The 23,383-nt window shown below is 56.4% G+C and carries 21 protein-coding genes; 7 read left to right on the top strand and 14 right to left on the bottom strand.

The window, feature by feature from the left end:
- Positions 1-466: 466 nt before the first annotated feature.
- The gene (locus LAO21_02815; protein MBZ5551625.1) at positions 467-1,201 is read right to left on the bottom strand and encodes a hypothetical protein; all 735 of its coding nucleotides are present in this window, start codon (positions 1,199-1,201) and stop codon (positions 467-469) included.
- 4 nt (positions 1,202-1,205) lie between these two features.
- Complete coding sequence (locus LAO21_02810; protein ID MBZ5551624.1) at positions 1,206-1,883, bottom strand: phosphoribosylanthranilate isomerase; 678 nt, start codon at positions 1,881-1,883, stop codon at positions 1,206-1,208.
- Between the two features lie 386 nt (positions 1,884-2,269).
- On the opposite strand from LAO21_02810, the gene LAO21_02805 reads away from it, so the two are divergent.
- Positions 2,270-3,439 carry a hypothetical protein gene (locus LAO21_02805; GenBank protein ID MBZ5551623.1) on the top strand — a complete coding sequence of 390 codons (1,170 nt, stop codon included), beginning with the start codon at positions 2,270-2,272 and terminating at the stop codon, positions 3,437-3,439.
- 60 nt (positions 3,440-3,499) lie between these two features.
- Here the strand turns inward: LAO21_02805 and LAO21_02800 are convergent, their stop codons facing one another.
- Positions 3,500-3,862, bottom strand: a complete 363-nt coding sequence (locus LAO21_02800; protein MBZ5551622.1) for a helix-turn-helix domain-containing protein — start codon at positions 3,860-3,862, stop codon at positions 3,500-3,502.
- Positions 3,863-3,865: 3 nt separating this feature from the next.
- Positions 3,866-4,213 carry a type II toxin-antitoxin system RelE/ParE family toxin gene (locus tag LAO21_02795; GenBank protein MBZ5551621.1) on the bottom strand — a complete coding sequence of 116 codons (348 nt, stop codon included), beginning with the start codon at positions 4,211-4,213 and terminating at the stop codon, positions 3,866-3,868.
- A gap of 64 nt (positions 4,214-4,277) precedes the next feature.
- Between LAO21_02795 and LAO21_02790 the strand changes: the two genes are divergently transcribed.
- Entirely contained in the window at positions 4,278-4,469 is a 192-nt protein-coding gene (locus LAO21_02790; GenBank protein MBZ5551620.1) for a hypothetical protein, read from the top strand.
- A 1,258-nt stretch (positions 4,470-5,727) separates the two neighbouring features.
- On the opposite strand, the gene LAO21_02785 is transcribed toward LAO21_02790, so the two are convergent.
- Together LAO21_02785 and LAO21_02780 are read right to left on the bottom strand one after the other, a co-directional pair.
- Positions 5,728-6,279 (bottom strand): YceI family protein, encoded by a 552-nt coding sequence (locus tag LAO21_02785; GenBank protein MBZ5551619.1) that lies wholly within the window; start codon positions 6,277-6,279, stop codon positions 5,728-5,730.
- A gap of 451 nt (positions 6,280-6,730) precedes the next feature.
- Positions 6,731-8,410 (bottom strand): B12-binding domain-containing radical SAM protein, encoded by a 1,680-nt coding sequence (locus LAO21_02780; GenBank protein ID MBZ5551618.1) that lies wholly within the window; start codon positions 8,408-8,410, stop codon positions 6,731-6,733.
- Between the two features lie 753 nt (positions 8,411-9,163).
- Between LAO21_02780 and LAO21_02775 the strand changes: the two genes are divergently transcribed.
- Together LAO21_02775 and LAO21_02770 are read left to right on the top strand one after the other, a co-directional pair.
- Positions 9,164-9,469, top strand: coding sequence for a ribbon-helix-helix domain-containing protein (locus tag LAO21_02775; protein ID MBZ5551617.1), 306 nt, complete (start codon positions 9,164-9,166; stop codon positions 9,467-9,469).
- Positions 9,408-9,665 carry a type II toxin-antitoxin system RelE/ParE family toxin gene (locus tag LAO21_02770; GenBank protein ID MBZ5551616.1) on the top strand — a complete coding sequence of 86 codons (258 nt, stop codon included), beginning with the start codon at positions 9,408-9,410 and terminating at the stop codon, positions 9,663-9,665. Before LAO21_02775 ends, LAO21_02770 begins: the two co-directional genes overlap by 62 nt.
- 245 nt (positions 9,666-9,910) lie before the next feature.
- On the opposite strand, the gene LAO21_02765 is transcribed toward LAO21_02770, so the two are convergent.
- The 6 genes from LAO21_02765 to LAO21_02740 form a co-directional block, all read right to left on the bottom strand.
- Positions 9,911-10,882, bottom strand: a complete 972-nt coding sequence (locus LAO21_02765) for a VWA domain-containing protein (protein MBZ5551615.1) — start codon at positions 10,880-10,882, stop codon at positions 9,911-9,913.
- A 78-nt stretch (positions 10,883-10,960) separates the two neighbouring features.
- The gene (locus tag LAO21_02760; GenBank protein MBZ5551614.1) at positions 10,961-11,923 is read right to left on the bottom strand and encodes an RluA family pseudouridine synthase; all 963 of its coding nucleotides are present in this window, start codon (positions 11,921-11,923) and stop codon (positions 10,961-10,963) included.
- Positions 11,901-12,713 (bottom strand): prolipoprotein diacylglyceryl transferase, encoded by an 813-nt coding sequence (lgt, locus tag LAO21_02755; protein ID MBZ5551613.1) that lies wholly within the window; start codon positions 12,711-12,713, stop codon positions 11,901-11,903. The genes LAO21_02760 and lgt overlap by 23 nt, the downstream gene beginning before the upstream one ends.
- Before the next feature lie 203 nt (positions 12,714-12,916).
- Positions 12,917-13,435, bottom strand: coding sequence for a signal peptidase II (gene lspA / locus LAO21_02750; GenBank protein ID MBZ5551612.1), 519 nt, complete (start codon positions 13,433-13,435; stop codon positions 12,917-12,919).
- Positions 13,435-16,398, bottom strand: a complete 2,964-nt coding sequence (ileS, locus tag LAO21_02745; protein ID MBZ5551611.1) for an isoleucine--tRNA ligase — start codon at positions 16,396-16,398, stop codon at positions 13,435-13,437. The genes lspA and ileS overlap by 1 nt, the downstream gene beginning before the upstream one ends.
- Before the next feature lie 129 nt (positions 16,399-16,527).
- Positions 16,528-17,385, bottom strand: a complete 858-nt coding sequence (locus LAO21_02740; GenBank protein ID MBZ5551610.1) for a hypothetical protein — start codon at positions 17,383-17,385, stop codon at positions 16,528-16,530.
- Positions 17,386-17,635: 250 nt separating this feature from the next.
- Here LAO21_02740 and LAO21_02735 point away from each other — a divergent pair, with 250 nt between their 5' ends.
- The 3 genes from LAO21_02735 (at position 17,636) to rsmI (ending at position 20,385) form a co-directional block, all read left to right on the top strand.
- Positions 17,636-18,499, top strand: a complete 864-nt coding sequence (locus LAO21_02735) for a carbon-nitrogen hydrolase (GenBank protein ID MBZ5551609.1) — start codon at positions 17,636-17,638, stop codon at positions 18,497-18,499.
- An 85-nt stretch (positions 18,500-18,584) separates the two neighbouring features.
- Positions 18,585-19,430: an NAD+ synthase gene (locus LAO21_02730; protein ID MBZ5551608.1), complete on the top strand. Its 846-nt coding sequence runs from the start codon at positions 18,585-18,587 to the stop codon at positions 19,428-19,430.
- Between the two features lie 64 nt (positions 19,431-19,494).
- The gene (rsmI, locus tag LAO21_02725; GenBank protein MBZ5551607.1) at positions 19,495-20,385 is read left to right on the top strand and encodes a 16S rRNA (cytidine(1402)-2'-O)-methyltransferase; all 891 of its coding nucleotides are present in this window, start codon (positions 19,495-19,497) and stop codon (positions 20,383-20,385) included.
- A 111-nt stretch (positions 20,386-20,496) separates the two neighbouring features.
- On the opposite strand, the gene LAO21_02720 is transcribed toward rsmI, so the two are convergent.
- Together LAO21_02720 and LAO21_02715 are read right to left on the bottom strand one after the other, a co-directional pair.
- Positions 20,497-21,399 (bottom strand): hypothetical protein, encoded by a 903-nt coding sequence (locus LAO21_02720; GenBank protein MBZ5551606.1) that lies wholly within the window; start codon positions 21,397-21,399, stop codon positions 20,497-20,499.
- Positions 21,400-21,800: 401 nt separating this feature from the next.
- Positions 21,801-23,282 (bottom strand): insulinase family protein, encoded by a 1,482-nt coding sequence (locus tag LAO21_02715; protein MBZ5551605.1) that lies wholly within the window; start codon positions 23,280-23,282, stop codon positions 21,801-21,803.
- Between the last annotated feature and the right edge of the window lie 101 nt (positions 23,283-23,383).

Below are 23,383 nucleotides of genomic sequence, written 5' to 3'. Positions count from 1 at the left end.
CCCAGTCATTTCCCAGCAGAGAGAGTCTTCCCCTACATTACCTACCACTGGCTCATGAAAATTAGGGTCAGGCTTGCACGGGCTGTTGCTCAAACTCGTGTGCACCCAGTGAGGCCCCGATGACTCATCGGGGGGGCCTACAACTTAAGCCCATGATCTTGCGTTGTAGGCCGGGTCCCCCGACCCAGCGATTCGATTTCGGCAACAGCCCGTCCACATTCCACAAAGTGGAGACAGCTTGGGCGAAGCGGGCCGCCAAGTCCGCATTCCTCTCCATTTGCTGCTGAAACCGCCGCGCTGCCTCGCGCAACTCTTTCATGGTGAGGCCGCAGCACTCCCCCGCCAGATAAAACACCAATAGAACGATCCACCCGCCTCCCCGCACCAGAGCTTTTGTGACCGATCGGCAGTTATTGTGTAATTGCGGAAGCCTGACCCGAGAATTTTATCAATCAAAGCGGGGCCGTCAGGCAACCGTGTCACTGGTGGGCGGGGATTGAGCGTTCTTCGCGGCTTTCGCCAAAGATGATGTGATCAGCAGGACCAGGTTTCTCTCATAAGAAACGAGGTTCTTGACCGCGGCACGGGTCAACACGAGGCACAAGGCGCAGCCGACCACCAAAAGCAGGACCACCCCACAAAGCAGATAAGCAGACGGCCGGAGCTTCACCGAGAGCAGGAATCCTGCTGCCAAGGCGGAGACCATGAGAGCGCAGGCCGTATTGATATCAAACTCATACCAGCAAAAATAGCTCTCCCATAAATAATTCAGATTCGTAATGGAAACCAGCGGCAGGTAGTAGTACTCCAAGGGTGGCCTGTCCGGATACAATTCCTTTTCGAACGGACGGCCGACCTTTTCAAAATACTCCGAGGAATCCGCCCATAACCCTTCGGAAAGTTTCTTGCGCATGGCAGCAAAGACCGTATTCCGAAGCATGGCATCGCTGCGGGCACGCATGTGGCGATTCAAAGTCATCCATGCAAAGGTGTTTAGGGAGAACCCCAGAATCAGGCTCAATGGAATCAGCGCTGCGGTCACGGGCGTGATCCAGTCTTTGGGCACTTTCCAGAGTAAAAATCCGGTCCCCGGCCGCAAAAGTCCCCAGGCGCCCTCGGCAAGAAGCAGTAGCGCCACGGTGAGGATGGCGCCGGGTAGAATTGTCTTGATGATTTTGCCGAAGGAGAAGGCGCTAAACATTCAATCAACCTTCCAATGACGGCTGAATCCCCACGTTTGTTGCGGTCTTCTTCGCCATGTGGATAAAGTCCTCGATCTTCTGGGGGGATTTCGAGCCATCGGGAAACTCGACACCGCTGTTGACATCCACGGCAAAGGGATGAACCACCTCAATGGCCTTCCCGACGTTCTCCGGGTTCAGTCCTCCCGCCAGGATAACAGGCTTTTCGACAGCCTTTACGATACGGGCGCTGATCGTCCAGTCGTGGGTGTGTCCGGTCCCGCCGATCCGTGTAGCTGTGCGGGAGTCTAGCAAGACGGCATCTGCCTGCTGTGCCGCCGCCACGGCGCGTGTGATCGCGCTTTCGTCCACAACATTGACAGCCTTGATGATCCGCACGTTGGGAACCATGTGACGCAGGTCCGGAATTTGCGCCAAAGCAAAATCGCCGTGCAACTGCACAATGCTGCATCCGCTCTGCTGGCATGCTCGAGCAACCCATTCCAGATCCACCTGGTGCGTCACAAGGACCGTCGATACAAACGGGGGAGTTTTTGAAATGAGGTCCTGCGCTGTTTGCAATTCGAGTTCGTCTTCAGTGCGATAGCTGAGACCAACCAGGAATCCGAGGGCGTCCGCGCCATAAGACAGGGCCAGGCGTGCCTCCTGGAGGTCTCGGATTCCACATATTTTGACTCTCATCGCGCGCGTCCTCGGTGGCTCCAATGTTCGCCGAAACAATAACATACTTATCTGCGGGCGACAAAGTTGAGTGGAGTAAGAACAATGAAAGGGTCAAGAATGAAAGCGCCACCCTACCCCGAAGGGGTTATATACTACAGCCCAAGGTTGCCCCGACCTTCGGGGCTACCCTGGGTCAGTGTTCATTTCCATGCAGGTCTCAACCTGAAGGGGTTACGTAATGCGATGATGATCCCGAAACCCCTTCAGAGTTTCACAAAACGAACAATGGTCTCTTGACACCGCCGGATTGCTGACTCATCTATTGATCCCCAGGGGTGGGTCGTTTTTGCGTTAACACCCTCGTACACTCCTGGGCTGTCACAAACACCGGAAGGGCAACCCTCATGAGCGAGTATCAATATTACGAATTCCAAGCCATTGACCGGCCGCTCAGCGACGAGGAAATGGAGAAACTGCGATGCTATTCCACCCGCGCTCGCATCTCCCGGACCAGCTTCGTCAACGAATACCATTGGGGAGACTTCAAGGGCGACCCAGAAGCCTGGATGGAGAAGTACTTCGACGCGTTCCTCTACTTCGCCAACTGGCGCACGCACATCCTCAAACTGCGCCTGCCTTCCAAGCTCCTCGATCCCGAGACCGCACAACAATACTGCGTTGGAGACAGCGCATTCGTTCGTCAGAAGGCCGGTCGAGTTATCCTTTCCTTCGTATCCGACGACGAAGGAGGCGAATGGGATGATGAGGAAGAGCCTTCCTCGGCTTTGTTTGCGGTGCGCGCCGAATTGGCCCGCGGTGACCTGCGGGCGCTCTACCTGGGTTGGCTGCTTTGCGTCCAGAACAGGGAAGTAGATGACGAGGAATTGGAGCCACCCGTGCCGAGGGGGCTCGGAGAACTCAGCGCCACGGCAGAGGCATTGGCCGAATTCCTGCGAATTGATCGTGACCTGTTGGACGTCGCCGCCCAGTCAAGCCCGCAGTTAAGGAAAGCCGAGTATCATCCGAAAGAAGTCACGGAGTGGGTAGCCCGCCTTCCTGCCCGGGAAAAGGACGAAGTCATCGCGTCCCTGATCGTGAACGGGGATCATTCCGCGGTCTCCGCAATCCTCCTGCGGTTCATCCGAGAGCGTTCGTCGGGGGCCCTCATGGATCAACCACCCCGCAGAACCGTGGGCGCTCTTCTTCAATCGGCCAAGGCCTGCTTTGAGGAGAGAAGCCGACTCGAGGCCGACAAACGCGCCATAGAGAAGGCTCGCCGCGAACATGAGGCAGCCCTCGCCAGGGAACAGCACTTGGACAATCTGAGGGGTCAGGAGTCCAAGCTGTGGGCCAGGGTGGAAAGTTTGATCTCCACGAAACAGCCGAAGGATGAGTGTGCATTGGCGAAGGTCATCGAGCATCCGCAGCTTTTCGGCCACGGGGAGGGAAGCAAGCTTTCGTCGCAAGGCGCGTTTGCTCTCCAGAATTCGTGTCAAGTCATCATTCATGGGAGTCACAAAGGAAAAGCAAATTCCAATATCCAAATTCCAAATAAAAAACCAAATTCAAAATAGATTTCCAAATTCCAAACCACCAATCCTCACAGTCTCAAGACAAGACACTACCTGCTCCGATCAAATTCCCTTGGATCGCTTTCTCCGTCGTGCGTAACTGGCGCGCGCTTCTGCTACTGCCAAGGCCGCCGGAGGCTCGGTCGCCTTCAAAATCACGTGTAGCTCGGCGCTCAGTGCAGTGGCAACGCGCCGCAGCATGCTGAGCGAGTGTCCCTCGTAGCATGGCGACTCCAACCGACTGATTTGCTGCTGCGACGTCCTCAATCGCTTTGCCAGATCTTTCTGTGACAATCCGGCCCCTTTCCGAAGTGAGGCAATCTGGAGGGCGACGTCCCAGGCTTCCCCTGCCCTGCGGAAGCGCTCGGCAAACCCCCGGTCTTTCAACTGCCTTTCCAGATAGATATCGAAATTGGTTTTTTTCATGGTTTACTGTCTCGACAGCCAGTCGCGCATACGCGCAAACGCGACGGCCCGGTCCCGCATCGCAATTTCTTGCCTTTTGTTGCGAATGCCATGGACCACTACGATACGCCGGCCCTTCGTGAAAAAATAAATCACCCGAGTGTTCAGCTTCCCCACGTGCCGCAACTCGAACAGACCGTCTCCCAGGGGCTTCGACAGGGGCGGCCGATGGTTGACGCGGTTACGGAGCTTATCCAATCCAGCCAACACAGCTGCAAAATCCTCAGGATCACGCGCTTTCAAACCTTCCAGGAAATCCCGGACGGGGCAGTTTCCGGAAGTGGATACATAAAACCCTACGCTGAATTCCATGCTTGGTCAACATCAAAAATGATGTATAGGGTTTTCCAACCGAGCTTTCACTTCAGGCGCCTTCATGACTGCTTCTTTGCTTCGCGCACAGCAACACCGCGAGAGGCGCAGAGATTTACGTTTTCTTTATCTTGAAATGCCCCGCCGCATCTGCCGGCAGCTTGTCGATGATCTCGCGGGCTTTTTCTTCGGGTGTCATGGTCTTGAGGCTACCGGGCACAACTCCATTGGTGAATTACTGACACTCAACCAATGAGATGGAAAGAAGTACCCCTCACCGAGTGTTTGATGGGTATGGGCCGACAAGGGGAATGGTACCGGTCCGTGCAGAGGAAACACGCGTTCGCCGACCGATGTTGCGAAGAGAAGATAGCACAGGAGGTTTGGGGGGCTCAACTTGAGAAGCAAATTCCAAACCGCCAAATTCCAAATGAAAACCAAATTCCAAAACCCAATCAAAGCGAGCTTTGGTAGCCTCCCCGCGGTTTTTTGCGGGGGGGGCTTTTGTTTGCGGTTTAGAAGATATCTATAGCCCTGCCACACTCACGAAAAAGACCACTGCGGCAACGAAAACACCCCGGGTCAGCCCTTTCCAAATTCCAATCCAAGAAAACAGCGGGTGCCGCGGACATGTGTTTTTTTCATGTCAGCGAAGAACGGTCCCTGAAGGCGCTGCTCCGCCCAGCGGCGGTCTTCAGGACTCTGGCAGACGCAGGCATGCACAGAACACATGCCTGCGGCACCCCGGCGACCCATCCACTTTCCTTTAAATTAGGCCGCTAATCGCCCATCATGCGAGGATTGTAATCCCACCACCGGTCCGCCCCGGCGGAGTGGATTATTCAGGTTCAGCCTACCGACAGACCAGGTCCGACTTGAGAATGCCACCAACGGCAGCTGGTGGATCATTCAAATCCCGCGTGTCGCTAAAGCGGGGACTGACCATTCCCCCTGCTTGCCTGCGGTTGACTTGGAAAAATGTCCTGATCCCCGGCAATAGGGCCACGAAGCTACTTCAAAAAGGTCGGCGGTTTTGTTTTGGAGGTTGTACCTGAATCATCTCCCGGCTGCCGTCGGGAGGATTGAGACAGAATGAGGGAGAGGTCCCGGTAGGCGGTAATTGAATCGTCCCCCAACTCCCGTCGGGGGGATTGAAAGGGAGCGGGGCTGTCAGAGCGGATTATGACCGCGGGCTTTTCAGGGAGGTGGTCGAAGAGGATATTGATCTGGGATTGGAGATTTGAGACCAGCAAGCGACTTCTTTGGGTTCGTGGGGTCTAACTGGTAGAAATCCGCTGGCAAAAGCCCCCGCCGGGCACAAGACGCCCGGCGGGGCTACCAAAGCAAACCATCGCCTCAGCAGAGCGGCTCACGACCCACTGGCATCGGCAGAATTCGGGTCAAGAAGACTTCTTGGGGGCACATCGGGACAAAAGGACATTCGCCAAAATGCCTCCGGTTGGTTCTGGATCCCGGTCTGGCCCGGATGGCTTCATTTTCCCTTACATTAATCATTAACTTTCCAGTATTGCCTCGGCATCAATGGTGATGTGGACCTCATTTCCTACGACGATACCCCCTCGGTCCAACATGCTGGTCCAGCTTACACCAAAGTCATGGCGATTGATGGTGGTTTCTGCAACAAAACCCGCACGCGTCTTCGGCCCTTTGTCCACGCCATCTTCCCACCAGGGTGTTTTCCACTGACCTAAATAACGAACATTCAGGGTGGCTTTATGAGTCACTCCACGGATGGTCAGATCCCCCGTGACGATGTAATCGTGATCGCCGACCAGCGCAATTTGACTGCTTTTGAAAGTGATGTGGGGATAGTGGTCCACATCAAGAAAGTCCCCGCTGCGCAGATGGGCATCCCGCGCTGGCTCTCCCGTCCAGATTCCTTTGGCGTCTATTGTGGCTTCGACAGAAGCTACCCGCGGATTTTCGGGATCAAATTCTAGTGATCCGTGCACATCCTTGAAGTGTCCGCGGACATAGGTCACCATCATGTGCCGAGCATGGAATTCGGCTGCGGTATGTCCGGGTTCAAAAGTCCACTTAGCCATTGTCGAGCCTCCACGTGAATTAGAGACGATCTTTAGTATTGACGCCAGGAGGGGAGCATTGTCTCAGATCGAGAGTTGAGCTTCAAGGAGGCTTATTAGGGGATAGGTAATAGGGGATAGGTGATAGGGAAAAGCAGATCAAAGTTCAAGAACCGAATATAAAGGTGTCGGGTGCCGGGTGTCAGGTGTCAGGGTGATAGGTTTTAGGTAATAGGGGATTGGTGATAGGAAAAGCGGAGACGGTCTCTCATGTGGCACGAGACCGCAGGACTCTCAATCGCAGACATGCAAAGAACGCATGTCTGCGGCACCCGTAGATGGCCGCTGAATGATCTGTTTGCCACGGCCAAGTCTCGATGGGCCGTTGCTCGATTCCGGCCTGTAGAATCTTGACCGACTGCATTGATCCAACCCGCTTCAGGCCCTTGCCGACACCGGATCGAGTGGCTCGTTAAGCGAACGAATCCTGGCAACCGTCTTCAAGCGAAATCCCGGGGGTTGCTTCTTCGGTTCGAAGTTTACCGAGTTCGGCGTCCAGTTGGACCACCAGGTTCTTTGCATAACGAATGAAGTGGTGGCCAGAGAGCAGCATCGCAAATCCCAGGCTGAACTTCGGCGGGTTGAGCGGCCAGCGGACGAGGAGGCGCAACAGGAACTTCCAGTAGGCTTTCCGATAGGAGGAGAGGATGCCCTGGTGGACGATTGAGCGAACAATGATTCCAAGCGTCACCAGAAGCGGAATTTCCGGCGGTTTCTGCGACTTGCGGGCGTTCCAGTACAGAAGCGAACGATAAGCCCGATTGTAAAACGCGGACGGGTTGTACAGGGAGACGAGGAGGTTGCGGTACCCCTCCACCAAAACAGGCAACGGGAGAAGCGTTCTAAAATTGGGGGGATCGAAGTTGCTCGTCGCGGTGCTCTCCATGAGCAATCGGCCTTCTTTCAGCATTCGATCAAAAAGCGGAGTCGTAGGAGGCGCCTGCAAGAACCCGGCCATGGCCCAGGGGATGGCGGCGCACTCAATGAAGTCTCTTTGCTGTTCAAAGATATCCTCGGTATCGGAATCGAAACCGATAATGAATCCCGCCGTCACCCAAAGCCCTTCGCTCTGGATGAAGCGAATGCTCTCGAGAGGATCGCGTCGCAGATTTTGAAATTTCTTGACCTCCGTCAGGGACTCCGGGGAAGGACTCTCGATCCCGATGAACACATAAAAGAAGTTGGCCTTCACCATGGCTTCGATCAGTTCGGGCCGCTGAGCGAGATCGATCGATGCCTCGGTGTATAGCAAGAGGGGATACCCATGAGATTCCTGCCATTCTCCCAGCTTGAGGGCCAGTTCGAGAGCCAGTTTGTGGTTCCCGATAAAATTGTCGTCGACGATAAAGACCTGGTCGCGCCAGCCGAGTTCATACAACGCATCGAGCTCGGCCAGCAACTGGCTGGAGGGCTTCGTTCGGGGCTTCCTACCGTAAATGGTGATGATGTCGCAGAATTCGCATTGGAAGGGACAGCCGCGGGAGAATTGAACTGCCATGGAGGCATAGTTCTCGATTTTGAGCAGATTGAATCGAGGGGCCGGCGTCTTGCTGATATCCGGCTTGTCCTTGATATCGTAAAGCCGTTTGGCGGAGCCGCGCTCAACGTCGGCGGCGATCTCGTGGAAAATCTCATCGGGCTCGCCGACAACGACATGGTCCGCCAGTGAAAGCAGGAGTTCCGGTTCACTGCTCGCAAAGGGCCCCCCGACCATCGTCCGCTTGCCAAGAGTCCGGGCCCTGAGCAGGGTTTCGCGAATGTCATCTTTCTGGACGCGCATGCCACTGACCATGACGAGGTCGGCCCAAGCGATGTCCTTGTCGAGCAGGTCCTCAAAGCTTCGGTCGATCAGCCTGAGCGTCCAGTCCTTTGGACAGAGCGCCGCTACAGTGAGTAAACCAAGCGGCGGCTGGTCGGTCTTTATGGGAACAAGGTCCATTATCCCGTCAAAGCTCCAGAACGAGGACGGGAAGCGCGGCCAAACCATGAGAACCTTGAGCGCCGGTCCGAGAGGGGGAAAGTTTTGTAGCTCGCTTGGGTCAGCGGCGGCCTCTGGTGTGGATCGCTTCTGAAAATCAGCCAACTGGGACATGGAGTCCTTCCTGGGCGAATCCTATGGATCCGCCTCATAAACGTTGCTCTGGGGTCAGCTGAGCTGGGCGAAATGCTCAATATTACCAGCTACGTTATCCCCTCATTTCGGCACGTTTAATCTAGATTATCCCTTCAATGACCCGCGAAATTCCTTCGTGCAGATGTAAAAAATTATAAGGGATTTGCTCTCTGACGGAGAAGATAGCTTCAAAGGAAAAGGGTCAAGGCCACAGTGCACCGATCCGGTCACCGAATCCTTGTCAATGCCAGACCTGTAAAGGAAGGATACGAAGACAAGAGCATACTAACACAGCTTGGGGTCAGAGTTCCACGGGCTGTTGCTCAGATCGAGGCTAAGTTCGGAGCAGTACCTAATTTCACAAAGTCAGGAGAAAAAGGAAGTGTCGGGGGGGATAGGTTTTAGGTGATGGGTGATAGGTGATAGGAAAAGCGGGTCGGGGATTTCACGGGCAGTGCGACCGCGTGACTCTTAAATGCAGACATGCAAAGAACACGGGTCTGCGGCACCCGCGTCTCTTGAAACGTGCAGATGACTTGGATTCGCCAGATCAATATTCGATCGCAGTGAGATGCCGGCTCCTTGATGGCATCGTTGGCAAGCAAGAACAACAGAGGAAAAGTCATCCCCATACTGCCTTGACAAGGCCTTGGGAATTGAATAACATTAAGTCTTACTCAGTAATACTCACGGAACTTAGTGAGAAATTGAATCATTAATGAACACTCCCCTATGAGAACCACTCAAACCATGACAATTTCGTTGCCTCCCGCCATGCTGGAGGAATTTGAGCGGGTCCGGCTGGCTGAGAACCGCACTCGCTCCGAACTGATGCGGGAGGCTTTGCGCACTTACTTGCGAACCTTTTACAGCCGATTCCCCATTGAAACTCCCAGCAAGCGCGAATTGGCTGCGATTCGCCGGGGCCGGGCGGAGATCCAGAAGGGACAGTACGTAACCTTGGAACAACTCAAGCATGAATTGGCGACTCAAAATCGCACAGCGCGCGCAAAAAAGCCTCGGAAAAATTCCCGCTAGAGATCAAGAACGCATCTGTGCCGCCCTTGAATCCATGGGGATCAACCCGTTCATGGGTGATATTGCCCGCTTGAAGGGCGAGCCAAACTCTTGGCGGCGGCGGGTAGGAAACTACCGGATCTTTTTTGATGTCGATCCAGTCCGGAGAGTCATTGATATTATTGAGATCACAAGGCGAACTTCTACAACTTATTGACCATCCATAATTCGGAAGGTCAGTCCCCGTGCACTGTCCCCTCAATGGAGGCGTTAGGTAGTAGGTGATAGGAATAGCGGGGGGGAGCATTTCATGGCCCGCAGGACTGCGCGAGTCTTGATCGCAGACATGCAAAGAACGCATGTCTGCGGCACCCGGCGGAAAAGGCAGGTTTTAGGTAATAGATGATAGGTGGTAGGGGAAAGCAGAGCAAAGGCACAGATATAAATTCGAGAGCGCGCTATCTAGCTGCTTCGGTCGGAGGGGGCGAAATACCCCCGCCGTGCGCGGACATGCAGGTTCTTCTGTTCGGCCGTAATGCGGATGGCGCGGAACTTTCCATCCCGCACGCCATTCGTGGAGGTATAGGCGAGGTTGTACTGGCTGCGCAGCTCGCGGCCAATGTCTTCGAAAGATTGCGAGAGGTCCTGGGCCTTAAAAGGAAAGAAGGCGCGTCCGCCGGATTGCTCCGACAGCTCCTTGAGGATTTTGTCGTACTTGCGCGAGTTGTCCTTGATCGACAACGCGAAGCCGCTGGCGTTGGTGCTGATGGTATAGACAGAGGCTTCGGCGCGTTGTGCCATTTCGACGACTTCGTTGAGGGATTGAATCTTGCTCTGATTATCATCCCCGTCCGTAATCACAATAATCACCTTCCGGTAATTGCCCTTCTGGGTCAGCAGCTTTTCCTGGCAGGTGCGGTAGATGGCATCGTAAAGGGCCGTCCCGCCGCCCGCGCGGATCTTGTGGATGCCTTTTGAGAGGAGGTCAATGTCGTCCGTGAAATCCTGCACCAGCTCGACGCCCGAATCAAACGTGACGAGCAGGGCTTCATCTCTGCCCTTGCGTAGGATCGACTGAAGGAATTCGATGGCGGCCTCCTGCTCGAATTTCAACTTTCCGGTGATGGAGGCGCTGGCATCCACCAGCAGGGCAATCTTCAACGGCAGGTCCGTCTCACTCCGGAAGATGAGAATATTCTGCGGCCTGTCATCCTCATACACTTTGAAATCATTTTGTTTCAAGTTGGTGACGTAATGGTTCTTCCGGTCGGTGACGGTAAACAAAACCGAGACGTAGTCGACCGGAATCTTGATGACCGTCGAAGGCTGATCCTTTCCCTGAGGGGACGCCGCCGCAGAGGACACGAAGTGGATCATCACCCCGCCCAGACATCCCAGCATCATGGCCGATAGGATCCTTGCTCGCCTTGTCATCATTTCTCCCGGCTTTCCCTTCATGGAAATGGGTATTTTAAGAATGGACCCGATTATAGTCGTCCCAAAATTAGCCTGTCAACCGACAGCAGAGACCGGGGCCGTACTCTTTTCACAGGCCGCGAGAAAATCGGCCAGCAAGGGTGGCAACGGCGAGTCAAAACTCATGCGGCGCCGATCCGCGGGATGTTCGAAACCCAGGTGGGCGGCATGGAGAAAATGGCGGTCGAGCGTGGGCGTTGTCGTGGACTGGCCGGGCCACCAGATCTGGTGCGGCGCGCCATAAGTCCGGTCGCCGACCACGGGATGTCCGATGGCCGAGAGATGTGCCCGGATCTGGTGCGTGCGGCCCGTTTTGATTTCCACTTCGAGCAAGGAATATTTCTCAAATTCACGGAGAACGCGATAACGCGTCAACGCCTCCCGCCCCTGCTGCCGCCGCGTCGTCATCCGTGTGCGATGAACCCGGTCGCGCGCCAGAGGCAATGCAATTTCTCCCGTCCGCCTTGGAAGGCGGCCGTGCACCAGCGCAAGGTACTTTTTCTCAACTCGCCGCACCCGGAATTGCTCGGAGAGGGCGGCGTGCGCGGCATCCGTTTTGGCGACCACCATGATGCCGGAAGTCAGCTTATCGAGACGGTGGACGATGCCCGGGCGGATGCCATCCGGGGCCTGACTCAGCGACCGAAGATGGAAGCGCAGCGCGTTCACGAGGGTTCCCGATCGCACCCCGGCGCCGGCATGAACGACCATGCCTGCCGGCTTTTCGATCACCGCCAGAAATTCGTCTTCATAAAGAATTTCCAGCGGCAGGTCCTCGGGCATCGATTCCTCGCCCGCTTTCCTGACCTCCAGGCGAAAAGAGATGCGGTCTTCCGGCTTCAGGGTCAGGGACGGCTTGGCCACCGCCCCGTTCACCAAGGCGCCGCCGGAGTCGATGGCCTCCTTGACCTTGGTGCGCGACAAATGAGGAAGCTGCAGGGCCAGGAATTTATCGAGCCGTTGTCCTGCGGCCGCCTCATCCACGCAGTACTGAAACATGGGATCGGGCATAGACCTTCTTGTGTTGGAAGAAGTAAAGCAGCAGTGCGGCAAGGGCGCAAAGAACGGAAATGAATTGAGCGGTGGAGATCGCACCTCCCCACATCAATCCCGTTTCCTCGTGGGCGCGCCAGAACTCCACCACGAAGCGCCACACGGAATAGCAGAGGAGATAGAGGGAAAAAATCTGGCCGTCGAATTTCTTGTGCCGGAAACGCCACCACAGAAACAGGAAGATGCAAACATTGGCGGCGGCTTCATACAGTTGAGTCGGATGCAGCGGGATGTTCAAAGGGACTCCGACCACCTCGTTGCTGTAAGGGTTCGTGAAGGTGACGGCCCACGGGAGATGCGTCGGTTTGCCCCAGCAGCAGCCCGCACTGAAGCACCCAAGGCGACCGATGGCATGGCCCAGCACGATCCCCGGGGCGAAAGCATCGGTCACCGGCAGGATGCGCAGTCGCTGCCGGGCCAGATAAAGTAATGCGGCCGCCACCGCCAACAGAAATCCCCCGTAGAACACGCCGCCCGCATGGAGGAAGGCGAGTGAAAAAATCTCCCTGGGATGCGCGGTGTAATACGACCAGTCCTCGAGGATCAGGAATGCCTTGGCTCCAAGAAGTGCGGAAAACGCAATCAGCAGACCGAGGTCAATTATCTTGTTCTTGTCGAGCCCTTCCTTCGCACCGAAGCGGGCGGCGGTGTACAACCCCACAATAAACGCCACGGAGAGAAGAAACCCGTAGGTGTGAATTGTGAGGCTGCCAATCTTCAGTAGAATCGGAAACATGACCCGGCTTTCGACAGGGCTCAATCTTCGCCCGTCTGGTTGGATAGATTCATTGAAACGCGTTCGAGTTGGCTCAGTCACCGAACGGCGCCGCGGGGCGGTGCGGCAAATCGTCCTTTTCCCCCCCGCAGGTCCTTCAAACGACTGGGTGATGAGCGGATTCCCGCCGGAACAGAGGGAATGCACCCCTCAACCCAGGACAGTCAGGGGTGGTGAGCCTGCCTTCCCAGCTCGCGCGCTTTTTCACCGCCTTCGTGCTTATCAAAGAAGAACAGCGCAATCGCCAACCCCACCACGCCGACGGTAATGGCACTGTCGGCGACGTTGAAGACCGGCCAATGGTGATCGTGGACAAAAACATCGATAAAGTCGGTGACCTGCCCGTCGAAAATCCGGTCCCACAGGTTGCCAGCCGCCCCGCCGAGGATCAGCGCAAAGGCGATCTGCAACCCCGCCTTCTCAGCCGGATAGCGCCATGCCAGGGTGGCGACCACTCCAATGGCCACCAGCGAAAGCCCGATCAGGATCCAGTTCTGAAGCGGCGAAGGGTTGAGGCCGAACAGTCCGAAAGCAATTCCGGGATTCTGGCTGTGAGTCAGATGAATGAAATTCCGGATGATCGGGATCGATTCGCCCAGGGAAACCTGTTCGACCACCCGGACCTTCGACCAGCGGTCCAGCACGAAGACCAGGAGCGAGACCAAGAGGTAAAGGAAACGCATCAATAGCCCATTTCGTCGAGGGCTTCCACGCACCGTTCACACACCGTGGGGTACTTGGACGACTGCCCGACAGCCACAGAATAATTCCAGCATCGCTCGCATTTTGCTCCTTCCGCCTTCTCCACGGCGATCTGGATGTCATCCACATTGAAGGACGACAAGGGCGCCTCATCATGACTGCGCAGGGAAACCTGCGAGACGATGAAGAGGGTCCGGAGAAAGTTTTTGTATTCCGCCAGGACCTTCATCTTGGCGTCCGGAGCAATGATCACGACCTTTGCTTCCAGGGAGTTCCCAATGAACTTGGACTGCCGCGCCGCTTCCAGGGATTTCAACACATCGTCCCGCAGCGCGTGCAGCATCTCCCAGTTTTTGAGCCGCGTCACGGCCTCCGGGGGGATTCCGCCCACGAGCTCTTCGCGGCTTGGCAGAAGTTGCAGGTGAACACTGTCCCGGGTGTTCGAGTCTCCGCGTGGAATGTGCTGCCAGATTTCTTCGCACGTGAAACTCAAAATGGGGGCGAGCAGCCGGGCCAGCGCGTCCGCCAACCGGTACAGGGCGGTCTGCGCGGAGCGACGCTTCAACGAGCGGGCGGCCGACGTGTACAGGCGGTCCTTGAGGATGTCGAGGTAAAACGCGCTGAGGTCCACCGTGAAAAAGACAAACGTTTCATGATAAATCTTGTGGAAGTCATAGGTCGCATACCACGCCCTGACCTGCTCACAGATTTCGGCCGCCCGCGAGAGCACCCACTGATCCACTTCCTCCATCTTCTCAGTGGGCACGGCGTCAGTGGCCGGATTGAAATCGGAAAGGTTGCCCAGGAAATACCGGAAGGTGTTCCGGACTTTCCGGTAGTTCTCCGCAAGCCGCGAGACGGCCTCCAACGAAAATCGAATGTCCTCGCGGGCATCGACCGAAGTAAACCACAGCCGGAGCATTTCGGCGCCATACTCCTTGACGACCTCATCCGGTTCGATGCTGTTGCCGAGTGACTTGTGCATCGTCCGGCCTTCGGCGTCGAGCATCCAACCGGTGGTGAGCACCTCGCGGAACGGGCTGGCTTGATGAGTTCCGATGCCGATCAGCAGGGACGAATGAAACCAGCCGCGGTACTGATCGCTGCCCTCGGCGTAAATATCAGAGGGCCAGGGGAGATCCGGGCGGTGGCCCAGCACGGCTTCATGAGAAGATCCTGAATCGAACCACACGTCAAGGATGTCGCTTTCCTTGCGAAAGTCCGAACCCGAGCATCGGGGGCACCGGGTGCCGGGTGGCAATAACTCTTTCGCTTCGCGTCCATACCAGGCGTCCGCATTTTCCTTCAAAAAGATCTCTGCAACGTGGCGAATCACTTTCGGGTCAATCAGGATTTCGTCACACCCTCCACAATAGAACGCCACGATCGGAACGCCCCACTTGCGCTGGCGCGAGATACACCAGTCGGGCCGATTGGCGATCATGTTGGTGATGCGTTCTTCGCCCCAGGAGGGATACCATTTCACCCCTTGAATGGCCTTCAGGGCGCGGTCGCGGAGCGAGAGGCCCTGAATCGGATGATCCATCCGGATGAACCACTGGGGGGTGGAGCGGAAAATGACCGGATTATGGCAGCGCCAGCAGTGAGGATAGCTGTGTGTAATCTTTTCCTCGGCCAGCAGCACGCCGTGCGTCTTCATGAACTCCACGATGTGGGCGTTTGCCTCGAACACCTGCTGCCCCGCGAAATGCTCCACCGTTTCGTCGAAGCGGCCGACGGAATCGACCGGATTGTACACCTCGAGGTGGTTGGCCACGCCCAGCAGGAAGTCCTCCTCCCCGTGCCCGGGAGCGGTGTGCACGGCGCCCGTCCCGGTTTCGAGCGTCACATGTTCGGCCAGCAGCAGTATCGAATCGCGGTCGATCCAGGGATGGCGCGCGACGAGATGGTCGAGTTTTTCACCCCGGAACTTTGCGAGGGTTCTCGGCTCCTTCCAGCCTACCTTTTCGGCTACTGAGGGAAGCAGCGCCTCGGCGAGGATGAAAACCTCTCCGGAGGAACTTCCCGGCACAGCGGCAGGGTCAACTGCGACATACTCAAAGTCGCGGTGGACAGCAATAGCCATGTTCGCCGGAAGGGTCCACGGGGTGGTCGTCCAGATCACCACAGAAACGGTCCGGCCTCGCAGCGTCGGGGAGATCAAGGCGGGGTCACTTTTGAGCGGGAACTTCACGTAGACAGACGGGGAAGCATGGTCGGCATACTCAACCTCAGCCTCCGCCAACGCGGTTTCGTCATAGATGCACCAGTGGACCGGCCGCAGCCCCTTGTAAACAAAGCCTTCCTCCACGAACTTGGCAAAGTTCCTCACGATGGTGGATTGATACTCATTCGACATCGAGCTGTAGGGATGATCCCATTCCCCGAGCACCCCCAGCCGCTTGAACTCGGTCCGCTGGATATCGATGAACTTTTCCGCGTATTTCCGGCAGGCCTGGCGGAATTCAACCGTGCTGGTTTGCTTGAGCTTGGGCCCATACTCTTGAAGCAAACGGGTTTCAATAGGCAGGCCGTGGCAGTCCCACCCGGGCAGGTAGGCGGCGTCAAATCCCATCATCGTCCGCGATTTCACGACGACGTCCTTGATGATCTTAGTGAGCGCGGTCCCGAGGTGGATGTGCCCGTTGGCGTAAGGAGGGCCGTCGTGCAGGACAAAGGTCGGCCGCCCTTTTCGTGCGGCGCGGATCCTCTCGTAGAGCCGGGTTTCTTCCCATTCCTTTAAACGCAGGGGCTCTGTCTGGGCAAGGTTCGCCTTCATCGAAAATGGGGTTTTCGGGAGGTGCACCGTCTTTTTCAGTTCCAGCACTTTTTCCAATGGGGAAGCTCCATAAACGAAACGCCCCTTGCGCCGCAAGGGGGGCTGAATCCCGCGATTTCCTGCGCGTGGCCCTCCGAAGAGAACCTGCACCCAGAGCTGGTCCATCGCGCATGCCGAAACCCTGATTATAGGGAGGGGATGTCAAATTGTCTAGGATTTCAACGGCGCCGCCAACGGATCAAAAGGAGTCGCGGCGCAACCCCTGATCGCGCCGGAGATGAGAAGGATTCGATTTCAATTGACCCGGCAGTTTGAAAAGGTCTGCGTGGTGACGAGGGTTTCGCCATCTTGAACACGTCTGAAGTGAACGGTCGCGGGGAGGATGGGGGCGGCGGATTGCGCCGGGGCCAGCGCGTAGCGGACATCGTAAGAAAATTCGCGGATGCCTTTCGGCAGTTTGGTTTGTTGAACCTCGAGGCGCAGGAGCATTCCAGTCGCGGCATCGAGCCATACCCGGCCGGCGATTCGCATGGGGACTGACCGGCCGGCAAGGGTAATTCTCCGGCTCTCGAGCTGTTTGACAGTTTGAAACGCGACGGTGAACGCCTCTCGTCCGTCCAACGGCTCTTTTCCGAGAAACCGTTGAGAATAAATCTCACGGTGACTCAATCCCAGGAACTCCGGCGCCGCACTGAGGCTGTCGCGGACAAGAAAGGAGGCATCGACGGCCTGTTCGCGATCGCCGGGGTGGGCGGACGGATCACCGGATTCAACCGGCGAGTGCTCCTCCACCAGGCTGGTGTCGATTGAAAATTCTCCGTGCTGCTTTATCTCGGCCTTCACAATAAATTTTTGATTTCTGACTGACGCCGGTTGACCCTTTTCCCGGCTTCTTTCAACCGCAACCTGTTCGTCACACGAGATCTTCTTCATGTTCAATTCCTGGGAGGTGAGCCGCTCCCCCAGCCGCGTCAGGAACTGAAGCGTTTTGTCACCCTCTTCTCCCGCAGGGGTTGACGTGTTGGGCGTTGTGCCAATCATCTGTGCCCAGCATACCCGGGCCAGGTGGGGCGACCCCCACCCGGCTAAGAGGGCGATCCAGATCCAAAAGCAAGAAAGGGCGCGAAAGCGCAAATGCACACGGGATGTCATTCCGGAAGGCATTATAGAAAGCTATGCTCGTTTGGGAAACAAAAATAAAAAGGACAACGTAATCGGGCAGATGAGGTTCTGATTTCTGTTCTGGGAATTGTTTGGAATTTGGACTTTATTTGGATTTTGTCCGCCACGGCGGATTGGAGTTTGGAATTTGCTTTTTGCTGCCTGTGGCGGCCCGTTTGCTTGCCCAAGGGCCGTGTGTTACCATTTTTGCTAGTTTTGTTTCCTATTTGGAACGGCGCACATGAAATTTAAGATCGCGCTTGCACAAATCAACACCACGCTGGGCAATGTGGAAGCCAACACGCGGAGGCATGAGGAGATCATTTCGCGGGCGGCGGCCGCCGGCGCGTCGCTGGTAGTGTTTCCCGAACTCTCCCTCTCCGGTTATCTTCTGAGAGATTTGACGTCCGACGCAGCGCTGGAGCCCGCCTGCGCCGGCCCGCTCAAACGTCTGGCGGCGAACGAAACGCAGACCGCCTGCGTCGTGGGATTTGTAGAGCAGTCACAGGACTTCAAATACTACAACGCGGTGGCTTACCTGGATGCCGGCACGGTTCAGCACGTCCATCGAAAGATCTATTTGCCTACCTATGGCATGTTCGATGAGAAGAGATTCTTTGCTGCAGGTGACACCGTGAGGACCGTCGACACCCGCTTCGGCCGGCTGGGTCTCCTCGTATGCGAGGACATCTGGCATTTCTCGACCTCTTATTTGCTGGCGCATCAGGGTGCACTCATGATTGTGGCGTCGCTGGCCGGCCCCGGACGCGGGGTCCGCGGCTCCGGCGACATGCTCGGCAGTGCCACCAGCTGGGAGCTACTGGCACGTACGGTTGCCCAGTTCAATACGGTTTTCTTTGTCACGGTCAATCGCGTCGGGTTTGAAGATGGACTGAACTTCTTTGGCGGGTCTCTGGTCGTGGACCCATATGGGAACATTGTCGCCCGGGGGCAGGTATTCGATGAAGACCTGGTTTTCGCCGAGATCGATTTGGATCTGGTCAAGCGCGCCCGCGCCCAGGTTCCATTGTTGCGTGACGAAAAGTTGGAGCTGACATTGCGGGAACTCGAACGAATCTCAAGGGAAAAGTTTCTGCTCGATTAAAGAGCATTCTGCCGCCGGGGCGCAAAGCAGGCTGGAACGGTCAAGACCCGGCGGCTCCACGGCCGGTGGGCCGCAGGCACTCTTCATGGATATCACCACAGATCAAGTGGGGGTCCTGCCCCCATTGAATAGCGCGCTCGCCTCCCAGATTACAACCCGCTTCATCCGTGAGGAGCTCCATAAGGCCGGCTTCGAAAACGTGGTCCTGGGCCTGTCCGGGGGCATCGATTCCTCAGTGGTGGCCGCGCTGGCCGCTCATGCGCTAGGACCCGCACAGGTGACCGGTGTGCTGTTGCCGTATCGGACATCCAGTCCCGATTCCCTGGCGGATGCACATGCCCTCGCCGATCAACTCGGAATCCGGCGCGAGGTGATTGACATCAGCCCCATCGCTGATGGGTTTTTGTCGCTGAAGCAGGATTTGAATAACACCCGCAAGGGAAATGTCCTGGCGCGCGCGCGGATGATTGTGCTCTATGATTTTTCCGCCGAGCTTCACGCCCTGGTTCTCGGCACCAGCAACAAAACCGAGCTCCTGCTGGGGTACGGGACGCTTTACGGCGATTTGGCTTCCGCCCTGAATCCCATCGGCGACCTGTACAAGACGGAGATCCGGCAACTGGCCACGTTCCTGAACATTCCGGAGAAAATCATTTCGAAGCCGCCGACCGCCGACCTGTGGGTCGGCCAGTCCGATGAGGCAGAGCTGGGATTTAGTTATGCCGAGGTGGATCGATTGCTGTATCATCGGGTAGACTTGGGTTTTTCTCAGGAAAAGCTGGTAGAAATGGGCTTCAACTCGAAATTTGTGACGCGAGTGCTGGAACTAATGCGCCGGAATCAGTTCAAGCGATGCAGCCCGCTGGTGTGCAAGCTGTCACCGCGGACCGTGACCCACGATTTTCTTTATCCGCGCGACTGGGGAATGTAGGTCTTGTGGACGCCATCCCCGGGACATTGAGCTGCCGCCGGATGTCACGCCCCGGCCTTGGCCTATGAATCACAACCGGAAGGTCCCACTCAATTCGCTCGCGAAGAAACTGGATGGGGATCGCCCCAAAGGGACGCTCTACGTCGTCGGGACACCCATCGGAAATTTGGAAGACATCACCCACCGTGCCCTCCGGATCCTGGGCGAAGCGAACCTCATCGCCTGTGAGGACACCCGGACGACCCAAAAGCTTTTGAATGCCTACCGGATTAAGACGCCCACCACCAGCTATCATGAATACAATGAAATGACCAAGGCGCCGGAGTTGGTGCTGCAGCTGGAAGAAGGAGAAAACATCGCCCTCGTCAGCGATGCGGGAAATCCCGGGGTCTCCGATCCCGGATATCGGCTGGTGTCCCTCTCCATTCGACACAACATCCGCGTGGTCCCCGTCCCGGGAGTCTCCGCCTTTGTCGCCGCGCTTGTGGCCTCCGGACTTCCCAGTGATTCCTTCCGTTTTCACGGATTCCTGCCTTCCAAGCGCAGCGAGCGGCTGGCGACACTCGGGCAGGCACGCGCCGCGCAACGGACCATCATTTTCTACGAAGCCCCCCATCGCTTGATCGCCACCCTCAGGGATATGCGGGAGGTGCTGGGTGATCGCAATATCGTGGTCGCCCGCGAAGTCACCAAAGTCCATGAGGAATTTGTCCGGGGAAACATTTCTTCCGTTCTGGAACAGCTTAAGGGACGGATCATCCGGGGTGAGATCACACTTATCGTGGATAAGCCGCTGCCGGAAACTCTCCCCCCGGCTCCCCCGGAGAAACTCAAACAGGAATTTGACGATTTGCTTAACGGAGGTGTGGAACGTCGTGAGGCTATGAAGCGACTGGCCCGCCTCTATGGCATTTCCAAGAGCGAAGTGTATCGCCAGCTGGAAACCCAGAAGTAATTGGAAAGATCCCCCCGGCTTCCGCTGGGGGATTCATCTGAGCGGGAAGAGGGGGAAAGGGGCCGGGCTCACTCGACGCCTCCGTTCCCCCATCTCCACTCGGGGTTCAATTCAGAATTTCGGGCCAGTCGCAGTGCTGATGAGCTTTCCTTCCGGAGACGGACCCATTTTTCCCACTTCATAGTCGCTGTCCATCTTGGAATAGCGAACTTCCTGCAAGGTCGTAGTGGCCCCACCATACTGGTCTTTCCGCTGGATCAAGGCAGTAGCGCTGGCACTGTCGTTCCCACCGAGGCCGTAAATCAGAAGGTTCCCAACAAATTTAGTGGCATTCCCGAGAGCCGATGGAAAGAGCTGGCTCACAAATTGGGCGACGTGGCCCTGGGGAAGCAGGGAAATGGGGCGGCTATCAACAAGCCCTTTCACATCAAAGAGATCAGCGCGCAGATTGATGGAAAAGACATTGGGGTTCACCACGGCGAAGGCGGTGTCCTCTCCCTTGGCAACGTCGCGCAATACGGGAATGGAGAACCGGCTGCAGGCTGGCATCGGGGAAACTCCCACGGTGAAGAGCGGAGTGCCGATGACCGCGTCCCCCTGGTAATAGGTATAGCTCAAATAACCGCCGAGATTGTTGGATTTTGTTACCTCGGAGATGCGCAACCAACCGCTTTCGTAAGGTCCCACGCCATCCGTGTCCAACCGGCAGGTCGCAAAGGCCGGAAGGAAGAAATGGGTCCCGACCACTTTGCAGTTGCTCGTATAGGAGGTCCTCAGCCACTGGTCCGGACTGTTATGATCAAAATCTTCCAGGGCGACCTCGATGCCGATGTTGGAGGGGTTGGAGACAATCAGTGAGGTGACATACGTGTTATTTCCGATCACACCATTGACAACCTGGGGATACCAGAGGCGCCAGGACGGATCAGTTTGTCCAACCATCAGCGTCGATGACAAAAAACACACCATCCCCATCAGGCAAGCGGTGAATAGCAGGCAGCGCTTGAATTTCATAGAGACCTCCATTTCCATTAAGAAAGCGGAGCAAAACACTTCTCAAATGCGACCAGCCTCTGAATGCAACCTAAATCACCTCGTGGAATACCTATGTTAGTACGGAACGATTTGGGGGAAGTGATTGCAGTCACAAGCTCGCTGATTTATTGCGGCGAGGTAAAGGAGGGGTCAGGAGGGGCGGAACAGCCAAAAGACGGTGAAGATGCAACCCAAAACAACGCTCCAACGAGGTGATCCGGGATTCCGTGGCCTGCAAAGAAGCGGGGCTCCCGCCCCGGCGAAGCTTCGACAGGGGGGCCATGCGCCCCGGCGCATCGCCCCTCCAAGTCTTGCCGTGAATCTGAATTCTGAGCCCCTGGACCGTGATTCAAGCGCAAACGCAGTTCGCTGGTCGCCATTCACTTCACCGCGATCGTGTGTACATCTCCCAAGGTTGAAAGCGGCTGGTCGAATTTCCTGGAATCCCCTACGGCGAGCATAATGAACTGATCGGGATGCAGGTACTGCCTCGCCACACGCTGGACATCTTCGCGGGTGACCCGGGCGATCTTATCCCGATAGGTTTCCAGGAAGTCGTCCGGCAAGCCATAGTAGAAATAATCCACGCGGCGGGAAACAATCTGGGCGCTGTTGGAGAATCGGAAGACAAAGGAGTTCAGCACAATGTCCTTGGCGGTATCCAGCTCTTCCTGGCTGACCGGTTGTTCCTGTATTCTCCGAACCTCGAGCAGCGCCGCGGTCATCGCCTTGAGCGTGGTCTCAGGCTTGGTTTCAAATTGAATCCAGAAGTCGCCATAATCACGCACACCCGGATTGAGGGTGCTCCCCACGCTGTAAGCCAGGCCCATCTTGGTTCGGATTTCGTTGACCAGCCGCGAGTGGAATCCACTGCCGAGGATGGAGTTCATGACGCTGAGCGGGAAGAAGTCGGGATCGTTCAATTTGATTCCCAGCTGCCCCAGGCGAACATTCGTTTGATCGATCGGACGTTCGATCAGGTTGACAGACTTCTTGAACCCGAGCTTTACCGCTTCCACCGGCGGGTAGGAGACGTCCACTTTCTCCCAGCCTTTGAATGTCTCCCGGAGCTTTGCAAGCATTTCGGAGGTATTGAAATCGCCGGTTACCCCCAGGACCATCGTGTTGGGATGAAAATACTTCTGATGAAACTGGACCAGGTCCTCGCGGGTAATGCGGTCAACGGTTTCAGCGGTGGGAATGCGGGCCAGGGGATGATCGGGCCCGTAAAGCAATTTGTTGAACTCAATTCCCGTCAGTTGTGAGGGGATGTCGTTTCGGCGGCGAATGGCTTCCTTGAGCTGATTCTTAGCCACGGTCAACCGGTCCTCCGTGAAGGCCGGGTTGCGGAGCACATCGGCCAAGAGTTGGAGCCCCCGGTCGAGGTCTTTTTTCATCAAGGAGAGGGAAGCTGTGCCCTCTTCCGCTGAGATCGACGTCTCAAGGGAAGCGGCAAGGTACTCGAGTTCTTCATCGAGCTTGTCTGCGGAAACGTTTTTGGTTCCTCCGGAGCGCATCACCGTCCCCGTCAGCGAAGCCAACCCCAGCTTTTCTGCGGGTTCATAGATCGACCCGGTACGAATGACCGCAACGGCGTCCACAGTGGGCAACTCGTGATCCTCCAACAGAAACACTGTCATCCCGTTTTCCAGGGTCACCCGCTCGGGTTTGGGAGGAATAAACTTCAATTCCCCAAACTTCATGGTGCGGGGATCCTTGCGATGAAACGTGGACGGCGGCGTCTGTTTTGCGCCTTGGCCCACGGGGGCCGCTGCAGCCTTGCTGCCCTGGGCAAGAACCGTTCCCCCAACCAGCAGGCCGGCAAGAGTGAATCCAATCAAAACTTTCTTTAAGAATGCCATGGGATCTCTCCTCATAAGTTTCAACTCCAATCGAATAGTCAGGGTGGACTCCTATTGGAAACGTTGAGTCGAACAAACCGGGCCACGCTTTTCTGTGCAGG

Source organism: Terriglobia bacterium, from assembly GCA_020073085.1.
GTDB lineage: Bacteria > Acidobacteriota > Terriglobia > JAIQFV01 > JAIQFV01 > JAIQFV01.
The sequence above is the reverse complement of the archived record's forward strand: the minus strand, read 5'-3'. Positions and strand labels throughout refer to the sequence as shown.